Annotated in this window: 14 protein-coding genes and 2 tRNA genes; 10 read left to right on the top strand and 6 right to left on the bottom strand. The window is 68.5% G+C overall.

Going from position 1 to position 14,083, the window contains the following annotated elements; translation table 11 throughout:
- Positions 1-24: 24 nt before the first annotated feature.
- Positions 25-95: transfer RNA gene (locus ACK8OR_RS01615), tRNA-Cys, on the bottom strand.
- 135 nt (positions 96-230) lie between these two features.
- Here ACK8OR_RS01615 and ACK8OR_RS01610 point away from each other — a divergent pair.
- The 3 genes from ACK8OR_RS01610 (at position 231) to ACK8OR_RS01600 (ending at position 3,033) form a co-directional block, all read left to right on the top strand.
- Positions 231-884, top strand: a complete 654-nt coding sequence (locus ACK8OR_RS01610) for a protein-L-isoaspartate O-methyltransferase family protein (protein ID WP_410187727.1) — start codon at positions 231-233, stop codon at positions 882-884.
- Positions 881-2,263, top strand: a complete 1,383-nt coding sequence (locus tag ACK8OR_RS01605) for a TolC family outer membrane protein (RefSeq protein WP_410187726.1) — start codon at positions 881-883, stop codon at positions 2,261-2,263. Before ACK8OR_RS01610 ends, ACK8OR_RS01605 begins: the two co-directional genes overlap by 4 nt.
- 95 nt (positions 2,264-2,358) lie before the next feature.
- Complete coding sequence (locus ACK8OR_RS01600) at positions 2,359-3,033, top strand: hypothetical protein (protein ID WP_410187725.1); 675 nt, start codon at positions 2,359-2,361, stop codon at positions 3,031-3,033.
- A gap of 89 nt (positions 3,034-3,122) precedes the next feature.
- On the opposite strand, the gene ACK8OR_RS01595 is transcribed toward ACK8OR_RS01600, so the two are convergent.
- Positions 3,123-3,452 carry a DUF6280 family protein gene (locus ACK8OR_RS01595; RefSeq protein ID WP_298431332.1) on the bottom strand — a complete coding sequence of 110 codons (330 nt, stop codon included), beginning with the start codon at positions 3,450-3,452 and terminating at the stop codon, positions 3,123-3,125.
- A gap of 283 nt (positions 3,453-3,735) precedes the next feature.
- On the opposite strand from ACK8OR_RS01595, the gene efp reads away from it, so the two are divergent.
- The gene (gene efp, locus ACK8OR_RS01590; protein ID WP_410187724.1) at positions 3,736-4,299 is read left to right on the top strand and encodes an elongation factor P; all 564 of its coding nucleotides are present in this window, start codon (positions 3,736-3,738) and stop codon (positions 4,297-4,299) included.
- 7 nt (positions 4,300-4,306) lie between these two features.
- Here the strand turns inward: efp and ACK8OR_RS01585 are convergent, their stop codons facing one another.
- Positions 4,307-4,894 (bottom strand): TetR/AcrR family transcriptional regulator, encoded by a 588-nt coding sequence (locus ACK8OR_RS01585; protein WP_410187723.1) that lies wholly within the window; start codon positions 4,892-4,894, stop codon positions 4,307-4,309.
- Between the two features lie 77 nt (positions 4,895-4,971).
- Between ACK8OR_RS01585 and ACK8OR_RS01580 the strand changes: the two genes are divergently transcribed.
- The 6 genes from ACK8OR_RS01580 (at position 4,972) to ACK8OR_RS01555 (ending at position 10,654) form a co-directional block, all read left to right on the top strand.
- Entirely contained in the window at positions 4,972-5,271 is a 300-nt protein-coding gene (locus ACK8OR_RS01580) for a hypothetical protein (RefSeq protein ID WP_410187722.1), read from the top strand.
- 72 nt (positions 5,272-5,343) lie between these two features.
- Positions 5,344-6,630, top strand: a complete 1,287-nt coding sequence (locus tag ACK8OR_RS01575; protein WP_410187721.1) for a homoserine dehydrogenase — start codon at positions 5,344-5,346, stop codon at positions 6,628-6,630.
- Positions 6,631-6,644: 14 nt separating this feature from the next.
- The gene (gene mgrA, locus ACK8OR_RS01570; RefSeq protein ID WP_410187720.1) at positions 6,645-7,703 is read left to right on the top strand and encodes an L-glyceraldehyde 3-phosphate reductase; all 1,059 of its coding nucleotides are present in this window, start codon (positions 6,645-6,647) and stop codon (positions 7,701-7,703) included.
- Positions 7,704-7,769: 66 nt separating this feature from the next.
- Positions 7,770-8,729: a class II fructose-bisphosphatase gene (gene glpX / locus ACK8OR_RS01565; RefSeq protein WP_410187719.1), complete on the top strand. Its 960-nt coding sequence runs from the start codon at positions 7,770-7,772 to the stop codon at positions 8,727-8,729.
- Entirely contained in the window at positions 8,729-10,507 is a 1,779-nt protein-coding gene (recJ, locus tag ACK8OR_RS01560; RefSeq protein WP_410187718.1) for a single-stranded-DNA-specific exonuclease RecJ, read from the top strand. The genes glpX and recJ overlap by 1 nt, the downstream gene beginning before the upstream one ends.
- Before the next feature lie 72 nt (positions 10,508-10,579).
- Positions 10,580-10,654, top strand: a tRNA-Glu gene (locus ACK8OR_RS01555).
- A 124-nt stretch (positions 10,655-10,778) separates the two neighbouring features.
- Here the strand turns inward: ACK8OR_RS01555 and ACK8OR_RS01550 are convergent.
- Genes ACK8OR_RS01550 through ACK8OR_RS01540 form a run of 3 tightly spaced genes read right to left on the bottom strand, consistent with a single transcriptional unit; the run spans position 10,779 to position 14,011 of the window.
- A complete protein-coding gene (locus tag ACK8OR_RS01550; RefSeq protein ID WP_410187717.1) occupies positions 10,779-11,783 on the bottom strand; it encodes a diguanylate cyclase domain-containing protein in 1,005 nt (334 codons plus the stop codon).
- Entirely contained in the window at positions 11,780-12,415 is a 636-nt protein-coding gene (locus tag ACK8OR_RS01545) for a heme NO-binding domain-containing protein (protein ID WP_410187716.1), read from the bottom strand. The genes ACK8OR_RS01550 and ACK8OR_RS01545 overlap by 4 nt, the downstream gene beginning before the upstream one ends.
- Positions 12,416-12,445: 30 nt before the next feature.
- On the bottom strand, positions 12,446-14,011 hold the full coding sequence (locus ACK8OR_RS01540; protein ID WP_410187715.1) for a trimethylamine methyltransferase family protein: 1,566 nt from the start codon (positions 14,009-14,011) through the stop codon (positions 12,446-12,448).
- Positions 14,012-14,083: the final 72 nt, after the last annotated feature.

Below are 14,083 nucleotides of genomic sequence, written 5' to 3'. Positions count from 1 at the left end.
CGCAAAACAAGGGGAATCCGACCGAGGCGAGTACCGGAATCGAACCGGTGTGCACGGATTTGCAATCCGCTGCGTAACCACTCCGCCAACTCGCCCCAGGTGGTGGCGGTGCATTAACGCCTCGCACCTCCGCCTGCAAGCCGCGCGCACGGCCTTTCGCGTTGCGTGGGTCAGGGAGACATGCTTTCAGAGTTGGGAGTGAAATTGAACCGGCAGGTTTAGATTAAGAGATGCCGTCTACGCAGCCCCTCCGCACGATGATGGTCGACACGCAGGTGCGCCCGTCGGATGTGACCAAGTTCCCGATCATCGCGGCGATGCTCGACGTCCCGCGCGAAGCCTTCGTGCCCGCCGCAGCCCAGCCCGTCGCCTACATGGATGCTCCGGTGCCCTTCGCCGACGGCCGCGAGATGCCCGATGCGCGGGTCTTCGCCAAGATCCTCGACGCGCTCGATATCGACGCCGCCGATCAGGTCCTGATCGTGGGTGGCGGCCTAGGCTATTCGACGGCCGTGATGGCGCGGATGGCGGATTCGGTCGTGATGGTCGAGGATCAGGCGCAGCGCGTCGCCGATGCCGAAGCCGCGCTGGCCGCTCAGGGCGTGATGAATGCCGCCGTGATCGACGCGCCGCTGGCCGAGGGCGCGCCGAAGGCCGGCCCGTTCGATGTCATCCTGATCGAAGGCGGCGTCGAGGACGTGCCCGAGGCGCTGACCGACCAGTTGGGCGAAGGCGGCCGGATGGCGGCGATCTTCGCGAAAGGAACGCTGGGCGAGGTCCGGGTCGGCCACAGGATCGACGGACGCCTGTCCTGGCGATATGCCTTCAACGCAGGCGCGCCCGTGCTTCCCGGTTTCAGCCGCGCCAAGAGTTTCATGCTATGACCGCTCCCATTCGCACCATCCGCCGATTGGCCGGGGCCTGCGCCATCGCGGTGTTCGCCCTGCCCGCCGCCGCCGAGACGCTGACCGATACGCTGATCCGCGCCTACCGCTCGTCGCCCCAGCTCGAGCAGCAGCGCTACCTGTTGCGCGCCACCGACGAGGACGTGGCGGTGGCCGTCTCCGCGCTGCGGCCCTCGGTCGATTTCCAATCGCAATACTCCACGACCTATCGCGACACCGGGTTCGGCGCCGCGACCACCACCGGGGCGTCGCTCGGGCTGGTGTTGAACTACACGATCCTCGACGGCGGACAGCGCCACTTGCGCATCGGCGCGGCCAAGGAAGCGGTGCTCGCCGCGCGCTATGGCCTCGTTCAGCAGGAGCAGTCGGTGCTGCTGGCGGCGGCCGAAGCCTATCTCAACTTGCGCCTTGCGGTGCGGACGGTGGACGTGCGCGCCAACAACGTCCGCGTCATCAACCAGCAGCTGGCCGCTGCGCGCGACCGGTTCGAGGTGGGCGAGGTCACGCGGACCGACGTCGCCATCGCGCAGTCGCGTCTCGCCACGTCGCAGTCGCAACTGGCCGCCGCGCGCGGACAGGTCGACATCGCGCGCGAGGTCTATCGCCTGGCCGTCGGTGAACTTCCCACCGGCACGTTGGCCGCCCCGCCGCAGCCGCCCGCCCTGCCCGCGAATGTCGAGCGGGCGCAGACGCTGGCGCTCCAGGTTCATCCGCTGATCCTTTCGGGTCAGCACGAGGTGACCGCCGGGCGCCTTCTGGCCGAGGCCGCCGAGGCCGACCGCCTGCCCTCCATCTCGCTGCGCAGCGATCTCACCTATGCCCGCCCCGATACGACGTCGCTGGGCGCCACGATCACCGGGAATGTGCCGATCTATTCGGGCGGACGTCTTTCCGCGCTGAACCGGCAGGCTATCGCGCGGGCGCAGGCCACGCGCTCCGAACTTGCCCAGACGGGACGCGCCGTGACCGAGAATGTCGGCCGTGCCTGGGCCGGGCTGCAGATCGCGCAGGCCCAGATCACGGCCACGCGGCAGGGCGTGACGTCGGCCCAGCTCGCCTTCGACGGCTTTCGCGAGGAAGCGTCGCTCGGGGCGCGGACGACGCTGGACGTTCTCGATGCCGAGCAGGAACTGCTCGACGCGCGCACGGCGCTTCTGCAGGCCGAGAGCGATGCACAGGTCGCGGTCTACCGCGTGCTGACGGCGATGGGACTGATGACGACCGATCACCTCGGCCTGTCGGTCGAGCGCTATGCCCCCGAGGCCTACTACAACCTCGTGTCGAACGCCCCGGCGATCTCGCCCTCCGAACAGGGCGGTCGCCTCGACCGGGTGCTGCGGCGTTTCGGTCGCAACTGAGCGGATCCGGGCAAAGGTCGCCTTCGGGCAGTGGACGCGCCCGGTGCGATCTGGCTACCGTGGCGACAGACGTGCGGACGATTTGGAGACAGAGCATGGCCCAGCCACAGGACATCGAAGACGTCCTCTCCTCCATTCGCAGGCTCGTAGCAACCGATGCGGCCAAGGAGGCGACCGCGCCCCGCGATGATACGGCGGCCGAGACGACCGAGGCCGCGCTGCTGCTCGACCCGAAGCAGCGCGTCACCGAACCCGAAGACCCGTTCCAGATGATCCGCGCCCTCGCCCAGGAAGAACGCGATGGCCGCGACGCGGGCAGCTTCACGGATGCGGTGCCCGATGAGATCTCGGCCATTTCCACCGACCTCGAGGCCGAGCCGATGGCGAGATGGGACGATGCCGAACTGGCCAGAGACGTCGCCGAAGCCGCCGCGTCGCCCGTGCCCGAGGATTATGCCGAAGACACCGACTACCAGGGCGACGCCGAGGCCGTGGGCCCCGAGATCGCGCCGGTCGCGGAGGTGATGCAGCCCGAGATGGCAGGCGCCGCCAAGGTCAGCGAGGCCGAGACCTCCGCCGCGGATGACGACGCAGCCGACCTTTCCGACGTGATGGACGCGATCCCGGGGGACGACGCCCTGCGCGACCTCATCGCCGAGATCGTACGGCAGGAACTGGCGGGCGAGCTGGGCGAGCGGATCACGCGCAACGTGCGCAAGCTGGTCCGGCGCGAATTGCGCCAGCTCCTCAACTCCGACGAATTCGACTGACGCAACATCGACGCCGATCGCCTGACGAAAAAAGCGCCGCATCCGATCCCGGACGCGGCGCTTTCAGCGAAACGGTATGTCGCGCCCAATTAGGCGGCTTCGGCGGCCTCGGCCATTTCGGCGGCTTGGCGGCGCTCGCTCTCCTCGCGGGAAAGGGCGACCGAAGTGCGGACACCGCGGCTGACGAATTCCATAAGGCCCGACACGACACGCTCGTTCGGGTCGATGCCCGCGCAGGACAGAACTTCGCGGCCATCGCGCGAGCGGGCCCAGCGGGCAATCTGCTCGGGGCCATTGCCGTATTTCTTATCATCGGAGATCGCGTCGTCCAGCGCGGCAAGAACGACGGCAGCGAAGAGCTTGCGCGCACGCTGCCCCTGTTCGAAATTGAACGCCGTGGCATCGACGAAATCGGTCATTCGCGCACTCTCCATTTGCTCTTGCATCTTCCCCGGTGCGCCGTCCTAACACGCTTCGCCGCGATTCGGGCTATGCGTTTTCGGAATACCTCACTTGCAGCAGCGGAATGCCGATCCGGTTGGCATACCAAATGAAGGCCTCGGCGCCCTAGTTCTGCGACTAGATATGGGACGGCTCGAAAATCTTTCAAGTTTTCGTCATAATTTTGACAAGGTTCGACCTCGCTTGTTCGCGCGGACGCGGAGCGATAGAAGCCCGCGACACAGATTTGCGAGCGAGCCCATGCCCAAGATCAACGGCAACGAAATCCGTCCCGGTAACGTCCTCGAGCATGACGGCCATCTGTGGTCGGCCGTGAAGGTCGATCACGTCAAGCCCGGCAAGGGCGGCGCCTTCGCACAGGTCGAGATGAAGAACCTCCGCAACGGCTCGAAGCTCAACGAACGCTTCCGCTCGGCCGACAAGGTCGAACGCGTCCGGCTGGAGCAGAAGGACCAGCAATTCCTCTATGAGAGCGACGGCAAGCTCGTGTTCATGGACACGACGACCTACGATCAAATCGAGCTCGATGCCGACATCCTGGGCGAGCGGCGGCCCTTCCTGCAGGACGGGATGATGGTCGTGGTCGAATATTACGACGAAGAGGCTCTGAACGCGACGCTACCACAGAAGGTCACCTGCAAGATCGTCGAGACTGAGCCGGTCGTGAAGGGCCAGACGGCGGCCAACAGCTTCAAGCCCGCGCTTCTCGACAACGGCGTGCGCGTGATGGTGCCCCCCTTCGTCGGTCAGGACGAGGATATCGTCGTAAACACCGAGACGATGGAATATTCCGAACGCGCCTGACCGCCGGTCACGCGCCCACCATACCGCGTGCCATGTCGGCATAAATCGCCTCGACGGCGGCGCGATCCAGTCGCCCGCCATCACGGAACCACGTGTTCACCCCCGTCAGCATCGCGATCAGCGCCATCCCGGCCAGCTTGACGTCGGGCGCGGACATCACGCCGGCGGCGGCGCCCGCGCTCACGATTTCTTCGGGCACGGCCTCGTATCGTCGGCGCAGGGTCTCAATCTCTTCGAAGTTGCCCGGCTCCAGCGCGCGAAGCTCCATGTTGGCCACGAAGACGGCGTCGGACCGGTCGAGGTTGAACCGGATGTGGAACCGCGCGAAGGCATCCAGCCGCCGGATAGGGTCGCCGCCCGGATCGGCTGCGCGCCAAGCGTCGAGCAGGCCTTCGAGATGGGCGCGCATCATGTCGGCCAGAAGGGCCTGCTTGTCGGGCGTATAGTGATAGAGCGCCCCGGCCCCGATCCCGACCTCGGCCGCGATCTGGCGCATCGAGACGGCGGCATAGCCATACCGCGCAAATAGCCGTTCCGCAGCTTGCCGCACGCGCGGGCCGGTCACGCCGGCATCGGATCCGCTGGGTCGGGCCATCCCTCGGGGATAAACCGAACGAGCGTTCAATTCCAGCGCCCTTGTCGCCCCCCGAGGCGCCGCCTAACGTCGGCGCGATGATCCGCGTCCTTCTTCTGATCCCGTGCCTCGCCGCCTGCGCCCCGGACCTGCCGCCGGCGGACGGCACGATCTCGGCCGCGGCACAGGCCAGCGCCTTCCCCGAACTGGTGCCGCTGACGCCCCTTCTGGCCGAGGCGGCCCGTCCGTCGCGCGCCGCGGTTGCGCAGGACGCGCTGCTGGCGCGGGGCGCGCGCCTGTCGGGACGGCGCATCATCGGGCCTGCCACGGGCGATCTGGCCGAACGGGGGCGCCGCCTGCGCGCCCGCGCCGCCGAACTGCGTGCCGCCGAGGTCTGAGCGCCGCGTTGCGCCCCGGCGCGCGACCCGATACCCCGTCGTCCAAGGACAATTCACGACGGAGCCCACGCCATGACCACCCCCCTTCGCCTCGGGATTGCGGGTCTCGGCACCGTCGGTGCAGGCGTCGTCAAGATCGTCCAGGGCCACGGCGACCTTCTAGCCGCGCGCACCGGGCGCCGGATTGAAATCGCCGCGGTCTCGGCTCGGACCCGCAACAAGGATCGCGGCGTCGATCTGTCGGCCTACGCATGGGAGGACGATCCCGTCGCGCTGGCCCGCCGCGACGACGTGGACCTTTTCGTCGAGCTGGTCGGCGGGTCGGACGGACCGGCCAAGGCGGCGGTCGAGGCGGCTCTGGACGAGGGCAAACCTGTCGTGACGGCGAACAAGGCGATGCTGGCCCTGCATGGCCAGGACCTCGCCGAGCGGGCCGAGGCCAGCGGCGCCGCGCTCCGCTTCGAGGCGGCGGTCGCGGGCGGCATTCCCTGCGTCAAGGCGCTGACCGAAGGGCTTGCCGGCAACGCCGTCACGCGCGTGATGGGCGTCATGAACGGCACCTGCAACTACATCCTGACGCGGATGGAATCGTCGGGCCTGCCCTATGCGGACATCTTCGAGGAGGCGAACGGCCTCGGGTATCTCGAAGCCGACCCGACGCTTGACGTGGGCGGTATCGACGCGGGCCACAAGCTGGCGATCCTGTCGGCCATCGCCTTCGGCACGCAGGTCGACTTCGACGGCGTCCAGCTTCAGGGGATCGAGCGCGTCTCGATCGACGACATCCACCGCGCCCGCGACATGGGCTACCGCATCAAGCTCCTCGGCGTGGCCGCGCGCACCGAAAGCGGCATCGAGCAGTCCATGCGCCCCACCCTCGTCCCCGAGAACAGCCCCCTGGGCCAGCTCGAGGGCGGCGCAAACATGGTGGTGATCGAGGGCGATGCCGTGGGCCAGATCGTCCTGCAGGGCCCGGGCGCGGGCGAAGGTCCGACCGCCAGCGCGGTGATGGCCGACGTCGCCGACATCGCGCGCGGGCTGGTCCCCCTGCCCTTCGGACGGCCCGCGGGAACGCTGGCCCGCGCGATCCGCGCCAACGCGGCCACGGCCTGCGCCCATTACCTGCGCCTGACACTGAAGGACGAGCCAGGCGCGCTGGCACGGGTCGCGACCGTCCTCGGGCAGCACGGCGTCTCGATCGACCGGATGCGCCAATACGACCATGCGGCAGGCGACGCGCCCGTCCTGATCGTGACCCATCCCTGCCCGCCCTCGGATCTCGCCGGCGCCCTGGGCGGCGTCATGGACACGGGCGTCGTGTCGGGTGAGCCCGTAGCACTCCAGATCCAGAACACCTGACAGCCGGAGGCACCATGGCCCGCAAACCCAAAGTCTTCAGGCCCGCCTACCGCCCCGCCGCGGACCGCTACGACCGGATGGTCTATCGCAGGTCGGGCCGGTCGGGTCTCCGCCTGCCCGCGATCTCGCTGGGGCTCTGGCACAATTTCGGGGACGACACGCCCCATGCGCTCAAGCGCGAGATCTGCACGACGGCCTTCGACCACGGCATCACGCATTTCGATCTCGCGAACAATTACGGCCCCGAACCGGGGTCGGCCGAGACCGCCTTCGGGCAGATCCTGCGCGAAGAGTTTCACGGATTGCGCGACCAGCTCATCGTGTCGTCCAAGGCCGGCTACGACATGTGGCCCGGCCCCTACGGCGAATGGGGCAGCCGGAAGTATTTGGTCGCCTCCTGCGACCAGTCGCTGAAGCGCCTCGGCCTCGACTATGTCGACATCTTCTACAGCCACCGCTTCGACCCCGACACGCCGCTGGAAGAAACGATGGGCGCGCTCGACCATATCGTCCGCTCGGGCCGCGCGCTTTATGTCGGGATCTCGTCCTACAACTCCGAGCGCACCCGCGAAGCGGCGGCGATCCTGCGCGAGCTGGGAACCCCCTGCGTGATCCATCAGCCCAGCTACAATATGCTCAACCGCTGGGTGGAACGAGACGGCCTCCTCGATACACTCGACGACGAGGGCATCGGGTCCATCGCCTTCACGCCGCTGGCGCAGGGCCTTCTGACGAAGAAATATCTCGGCGGCATCCCCGAGGGCAGCCGCGCCTCGCAGGGCAAGTCGCTCGACCCCGACACGGTGACGCCCGAGATGATCGAGGCATTGACCGGGCTGAACGACATCGCCGCCGCGCGCGGCCAGACGCTTGCGCAGATGGCGCTGGCTTGGGTGCTGCGGAGCGGCCGCGTGACGACCGCGCTGATCGGCGCCTCGCGCCCCGAGCAGGTCGTGGATTGCGCCGGAGCTGTCGGCAATCTCGACTTCTCGGATGGCGAATTGGCCCGGATCGACGCGCTCGCCGGCGAAAAGGGCCTGAACCTCTGGGCTGCCTCCTCCGAGGATGTCTGACCGCTTGCCCCCTCGCCGCCCGCGCCGTACCCCCGCGCCGAACCCGACCGAAGGACGCAACACGATATGACCAAACCCGATTTCAACGACCGGATGCTGTCCCTGGGCCTCGCCCGCGTGTCCGAAGCCGCCGCCCTCGCCTCCGCCCGCCTGATCGGGCGCGGCGACGAGAAGGCCGCCGACCAGGCCGCGGTCAACGCCATGCGCGACCAGCTCAACCTGCTCGACATCGCGGGCACGGTCGTCATCGGCGAAGGCGAGCGCGACGAGGCCCCGATGCTCTTCATCGGCGAGGAGGTCGGCACCGGCAACGGCCCCGAGGTCGATATCGCGCTGGACCCGCTGGAAGGGACCACGCTGACCGCCAAGGACATGCCGAACGCCCTGACCGTCATCGCGATGGGGCCGCGCGGATCGATGCTGCACGCACCCGACGTCTACATGGACAAGCTGGCCGTCGGGCCCGGTTATCGCACCGGCGTCGTCACCATGGACATGTCCCCCTCCGAGCGGGTGAACGCGCTGGCCGCCGCCAAGGGCTGTTCGACCGAGGATATCACCGTCTGCGTCCTCGAGCGGCCGCGCCACCAGGACCTGATCGAGGAGATCCGCAGCACCGACGCCGCGATCCGCCTGATCACCGATGGCGACGTTGCGGGCATCATCCACACCGCCGAGGCGCAGAAGACCGGCATCGACATGTATATGGGCTCGGGCGGCGCGCCCGAGGGCGTGCTCGCCGCTGCCGCGCTGAAATGCATGGGCGGCCAGATGTTCGGGCGCCTGACCTTCCGCAACGATGACGAGCGGGCACGCGCCAAGAAGGCCGGCATCACCAATTTCGATCGGGTCTATACCCGCGACGACATGGTGACCGAGGACGTGATCTTCGCCGCGACCGGGGTCACCGACGGCTCGATCCTGGCGGGCATCCGGCGCGAGGTCGGTTACCTGACTGCCGAGACGATCCTGATGCGCTCCAAGACCGGGTCGGTTCGGCGCATGACCTACCGCAACCCCGTCTGATGGGCGACGCGCCTAGGCGGGGCGACGCGCCCTGGCTGGGCGTCGCCGCCTCGGCCACCGGGCGCCGCTGGACCGGGCTCGATCCCGAGCAGGACCGGCTGGCGCAGGCCATCGCCCAGACCGGACAGCCCCACGCGCTCGCCCGGCACCTCGCACGGCGCGGGGTGCTTCCCGAGGAAGTGCCGGGGTTCCTCGCACCGAAGCTGCGCGACCTGCTCCCTGACCCGATGACCCTGCGCGACATGGGCGTCGCCACGGACCGCCTACTGGCGGCGGTTGCCGGGCGCCAGCGGATCGCGATCTTCGCGGATTACGACGTCGACGGCGCGTCCTCGGCGGCCCTTCTCGTCTGGTGGCTCCGCGCGCTCGACCGGAGCGCGACGCTCTATGTCCCCGACCGCATCGACGAGGGCTACGGCCCCAATGGGCCGGCCATCGCCGCGCTGGCGGCGGAGCACGACCTGATCGTCTGCGTCGATTGCGGCACCCTCTCGCATGAGGCGCTGGCCGCCGCCGGGCTGACCGACGTGATCGTGCTCGATCACCATCTGGGCGCGGAAACCCTGCCCGACGTCGCGGCCGTGGTGAACCCCAACCGGCAGGACGAGGACGGAACGCTCGCCCATCTCTGCGCGGCGGCGGTCGTGTTCCTCATGCTGGTCGAGGCCAATCGCCGGTTGCGCACGGACGGGCGTCCGGGTCCGGACCTCATGGCGATGCTGGATCTCGTGGCGCTCGCGACCGTGGCGGATGTCGCACCGCTCGTGGGCGTGAACCGCGCACTGGTGCAGCAGGGACTCACCGTGCTGTCGCGGCGCGCGCGGCCCGGTCTTGTGGCGCTGGGGGACCTGGCCCGGCTGGACGGGCCACCGTCGAGCTATCATCTGGGCTTCCTGCTTGGGCCCCGCATCAACGCGGGCGGACGGATCGGGGCGGCCGACCTGGGCGCGCGGCTCCTTTCGACGCGCGATCCGTCCGAGGCGGCGGCGCTGGCCGAACGGCTCGACGCGCTCAACAGCGAGCGCCGCGCCATCGAGGCCCGCGTTACCGAGGCGGCGAAGGCGCAGGCCGCTACTCGCGACGGAACGGTCGCGTGGGCCGCCGGCGAAGGCTGGCACCCGGGCGTCGTCGGCATCGCCGCCGCGCGCCTGAAGGAGGCGACGCACCGGCCCGCGGTCGTGATCGGCCTGCGCGAGGACGGTCTGGGCCAAGGATCGGCGCGGTCGGTCGCGGGCGTCGATCTGGGTGCTGCGATCCAGCGGCTCGCCGCCGAAGGGTGGCTCGTGAAAGGCGGCGGGCATCGGATGGCCGCGGGCCTGACCGTCGAGACCGCGCGCATCGAAGGCGCCATGGCGCGCCTCGGCGAACTGATCGCGCGTCAGGACGCGGCGCTGGGGCAACCTGGCGATCTGCGGATCGACGGCACGCTGATGCCGGGGGCGGTGACGCCCGAGCTGGTGCGCGCGCTCGACGCCGCCGGGCCGTTCGGGCAGGCGGCGTCCGCGCCGCGCTTCGCCTTCCCGGACCTGCGCGTCGCCCATGCGCGTCCCGTGGGCGAGGATCACCTCAAGCTGACCCTTGTTGATGGCGGCCCGACCCGTCTCGACGCGATCGCGTTTCGCGCCGGCACGAACGGGATCGCCGCCGCGATCGAGCGTGCCGCGGGTGCTCCAATCCATGTCGCGGGGCGCGTCGAGCTCAATCGCTGGCAGGGCCGCGAAACCGCTCAATTGAAGGTCGAAGACGTCGCGCTGGCCTCGGAAACCGAGAGCGGATGAGCCACGCGAAGGCGGCGGAAAAAGCGCTTGCAGCGTTTGGGACCGTCGCCTAAGAACCGCTCACGCCAGCGTGGCCCGTTCGTCTATCGGTTAGGACGCCAGGTTTTCAACCTGGAAAGAGGGGTTCGATTCCCCTACGGGCTGCCACTGGTTATTCCCCCGAAGTCTAGACATGTACTCGCGCGGCAGACCGGCTGGATCGGTGGTCCGTCGCTTGATCCTCGAGGAGCGGTCGCAGGCGGCGCCCTCGCCCCTTTTCGACTGCCGCCGGTCAGTTCCGTGTGCCCGAAGGGGCGGCGAAGGACACGCGGGCGCGGCCGGCGTTCTTCGAAGCATAGAGCGCGGCATCGGCATCGGCCATCATGCGCGCGGGGGCCGGGGCGTCATAGTCGCGCGACAGCGTGACGCCGATGCTGCCCGAGATGTGGCAGAGCGTTCCGTGCCAATCGATCGGTTCGCCCAGCCGGGCAATGATGCGTTCAGCGATGGTGCGCAGCAGGTCGGGGTCTGCACAATCGGCGATCAGCAGGATGAACTCGTCGCCGCCGATCCGCGCGACCATGTCGGCCTTCCGGGTCTCTTCGCCCAGGATGCGCGCCACCTCCTCGAGGACACGGTCGCCCGCCGCATGTCCGAGCGTGTCGTTCACGGCCTTGAAGTGATCGAGGTCGAGCTGCATCAGCCCGAACCCCGCCCCCGGATTCTGGATCAGTCGCTCGAGATGGCTGTCCATGGCGCGGCGATTGCGCAGGCCGGTCAGGCGATCGGTCTCGGCCTGGCGGGCGGCGCGTTGGCGCGCCTCCTCGATGCGGCGGTCGAGCCTGCGGAACTCGGTCAGGATCGCGCCCTGCGCCTCCATCACGAAGAGCAATTCGATCGTGGGGTCGGTCGTGGCGAAATCATGCACCGTCAGGTCATGCCGCGCGACCGTTTCGGCCACCGTCGTCCCGAGCCCGAGGCGGATCACGCCGCCGCCGTCCCCGCGCCCGACCACCAGCCCGCGCAGCCGCGTCGGCGCCAGATCCGGCGCGACACTCCGTTCGAGGCGAAGTTCGAGCACGTGCCTGCGCCGCGTATCCGCCAGAAGGCATGGCACCGTGACCGCGCGGTCCGGGCGCCTGAGGCGGATGACGTCGGCCAGCGGTCGGCCCAGCCCGCCCGGCGCCATCTTCTCGACCGTCGGCCCGACATGATCGACGCGACCTTCCGCATCGAAGGCGATGGCAAGGGGCAGCAACGCGTCCAGCGCATCGACCGAGATCTGCATCTCGGTCATGCCGCCCCGCTCAGCCGGAAGTCGCGCGGCGCCTGGAAGTCCGGATCGACAACGCTGACCGACACCGTTTCGTGCCAGACACCGTCGATACAGCCATAGGTCTTGACCCGGATCACGGCGAGCGTCCCGTAATCGTCGGACATCGCGCGGAGCATCCCCGTCGTCACGGCGGATACGCCCAGCATCCAATACTCCGAATCGATCTCGTACTCGCCATCCCCGAGTTCGCGCACCCGGTGTTTCGGCAGGTCCAGATCGGGAAGGGCCATGCGGACCCGGTCGCGCATATCGTCGAGCGACAGGATCAGGTCTTCGAAGCTGGGGCCGCCGAACCGGATCAGGCGGCGCACCCCGTCGAGCGGCGGGTGGACGCAGATCCAGTGGCCGATATCCTCCATCACGGCGGGGGGGCTGCGACCGAGTTCGTGCGAAATCGCAGCCATCAGCGCGACCATCAGGTCGGGGTCGTAGGACCGCATCGAGTGGAACCGGTCGAACGGCACGCCCGCAGCCTGCGTGACCCGCGCCCAGAGGTCAGCCCCGTGATTGGCCATCACGTAGCCCTCGGTCGCCTTGAACATCAGGCCATGCATCAGGGATCGTCCCGCGAGGTCATGACGCATCCCTGCCATGCCATCCGTTAAAACCGGCTCAACGGCTGGTCAGAAATCCGTCGGTGCGCCGCCCTCGGCCTTCCGGCGGGCGACGAAAGCCTGCAGCTCGTCGCGGATGGCCACGTCCATTGGCGGGGTCTCGAACTCGTCGATGATGCGGCGCGACAGGTCGTGGGCGCGCTGCGGGGTCCAGACCGCCCCCGCGGCGTCCCATGCCTCGTAATTGCGCCAGTCCGACAGGAACGGCTGGTAGAAGGCCGTCTGGTAGCGCTCCTGGGTGTGCTGGCAGCCGAAGAAATGCCCGTCCGGCCCGACCTCGCGGATGGCATCGACGCCGATATCCTCGGGCGTGGTCGCGGTGATCGCCGGATCGAAGTAGCGCTGGATCTGCTGGAGAACCTCGCAATCCATCACGAATTTCTCGGGGCTTGCGATCAAGCCGCCCTCGAGCCAGCCTGCGGCGTGGTAGATGATGTTCGTGCCCGACTGGACGGCGGACCAGAGCGCGGCGGTCGTCTCCCACATGGCCTGACCGTCGGGAACGTTCGCCGCGCAGGACCCCGACGCTCGCATCGGCAGGCCGTAGAACCGTGCCATCTGGCCCGTCATCTGGGTCGCGCGGATGTACTCGGGCGTGCCGAAGGCGGGCGCCCCGCTCTTCATGTCGACATTGGACGTGAAGGTCCCGATCGCGACGGGCGCGCCGGGCGCGATGAATTCGAGAAGCGCGATCGCGGCGAGCCCTTCGGCGAGGCTGAGCGTCACGGCCCCCGACATGGTCACCGGGGCCATCGCACCGGCCAGCGTGAAGGGTGTGACGATGACCGGCTGGCCGCGCATCGCGTGCATCATCGCGCCTTCGAGCATCGGGAAATCGTGCTTCAGCGGGCTGACCGAGTTGATGTTGGTGTACATCCGCGGCGTCGCGTCGAACTCCTCGTGGCTGAGGCCGCCCGCGATCCGGGTCATCTCCATCACGTCCTCGACCCGCTCACGGCCCAGCGAATAGGCGTGGACGACCTTGTCGGTCAGAACGAGTTTCTCATAGAGGCAGTCGAGATGGCGCACGCTGGCATGGACGTCGATCGCCTCGACCGGGTAGCCGCCCGCGAAATGGATGCAGTTGAAATACTGCGTCAGCTTGATGAGCTCGACATAGCGGTCCATCGTGCCCGACACCTTGCCGGTCGTCAGATCCCAGTAGTTCGGCGGGCTCGAGACATTGCCGAACGCCATCCAGGTGCCCCCGATGCGCAACATGCGGTCGGGATTGCGCGGCGTGATCATGAACTCGGACGGGGCGCGGGCGACCATCTCGGTCACGAAATCCGCGTCCATCCTGACGTTCGTGCCCTCGACCTTGCAGCCCGCCCGCTTCAGGTGGGCGACCGCCTCGGGATTGAGGAATTCGATCCCGATCTCCGACAGGATGCGGAGCACGCCCGCGTGGATCGCGGCGATGCCGTCTTCGTCCAACGGCTCGGTCGGGCGGTCGGGATTGCGCGGCTGGCGAAAGGGCATCTGTTCAATGATCGCGGTGCCCGCGCGGTCCTGATGGCCGCGCCGCCCGCCGGAACGTTTGCGCTTCGGGGCTTCTGCGATCTGGTCGTCCATGCCCAGTCCTTTCGTCCGTCGCAATCAGGATGGGCGGCGGGCCTCGGCACGGGATGGCGCGTTGCGACCGGG

This window comes from Jannaschia halovivens, from assembly GCF_046452375.1.
GTDB classification, from domain to species: Bacteria; Pseudomonadota; Alphaproteobacteria; order Rhodobacterales; family Rhodobacteraceae; genus Jannaschia; species Jannaschia halovivens.
Note: the sequence above shows the minus strand (reverse complement) of the source record. Positions and strands in the feature narration are given on the sequence as shown.

Excerpts from the sequence above, each read along its gene's own strand:
- ACK8OR_RS01545 (WP_410187716.1), bottom strand. The coding sequence starts at position 12,415 with ATGGCAGGGATGCGTCATGACCTCGCGGGACGATCCCTGATGCATGGC.
- glpX (WP_410187719.1), top strand. The coding sequence starts at position 7,770 with ATGACCAAACCCGATTTCAACGACCGGATGCTGTCCCTGGGCCTCGCC.
- ACK8OR_RS01610 (WP_410187727.1), top strand. The coding sequence starts at position 231 with ATGCCGTCTACGCAGCCCCTCCGCACGATGATGGTCGACACGCAGGTG.
- ACK8OR_RS01540 (WP_410187715.1), bottom strand. The coding sequence starts at position 14,011 with ATGGACGACCAGATCGCAGAAGCCCCGAAGCGCAAACGTTCCGGCGGG.
- mgrA (WP_410187720.1), top strand. The coding sequence starts at position 6,645 with ATGGCCCGCAAACCCAAAGTCTTCAGGCCCGCCTACCGCCCCGCCGCG.
- ACK8OR_RS01575 (WP_410187721.1), top strand. The coding sequence starts at position 5,344 with ATGACCACCCCCCTTCGCCTCGGGATTGCGGGTCTCGGCACCGTCGGT.
- ACK8OR_RS01600 (WP_410187725.1), top strand. The coding sequence starts at position 2,359 with ATGGCCCAGCCACAGGACATCGAAGACGTCCTCTCCTCCATTCGCAGG.
- ACK8OR_RS01605 (WP_410187726.1), top strand. The coding sequence starts at position 881 with ATGACCGCTCCCATTCGCACCATCCGCCGATTGGCCGGGGCCTGCGCC.
- ACK8OR_RS01550 (WP_410187717.1), bottom strand. The coding sequence starts at position 11,783 with ATGACCGAGATGCAGATCTCGGTCGATGCGCTGGACGCGTTGCTGCCC.
- efp (WP_410187724.1), top strand. The coding sequence starts at position 3,736 with ATGCCCAAGATCAACGGCAACGAAATCCGTCCCGGTAACGTCCTCGAG.
- ACK8OR_RS01585 (WP_410187723.1), bottom strand. The coding sequence starts at position 4,894 with ATGGCCCGACCCAGCGGATCCGATGCCGGCGTGACCGGCCCGCGCGTG.
- ACK8OR_RS01595 (WP_298431332.1), bottom strand. The coding sequence starts at position 3,452 with ATGACCGATTTCGTCGATGCCACGGCGTTCAATTTCGAACAGGGGCAG.
- ACK8OR_RS01580 (WP_410187722.1), top strand. The coding sequence starts at position 4,972 with ATGATCCGCGTCCTTCTTCTGATCCCGTGCCTCGCCGCCTGCGCCCCG.
- recJ (WP_410187718.1), top strand. The coding sequence starts at position 8,729 with ATGGGCGACGCGCCTAGGCGGGGCGACGCGCCCTGGCTGGGCGTCGCC.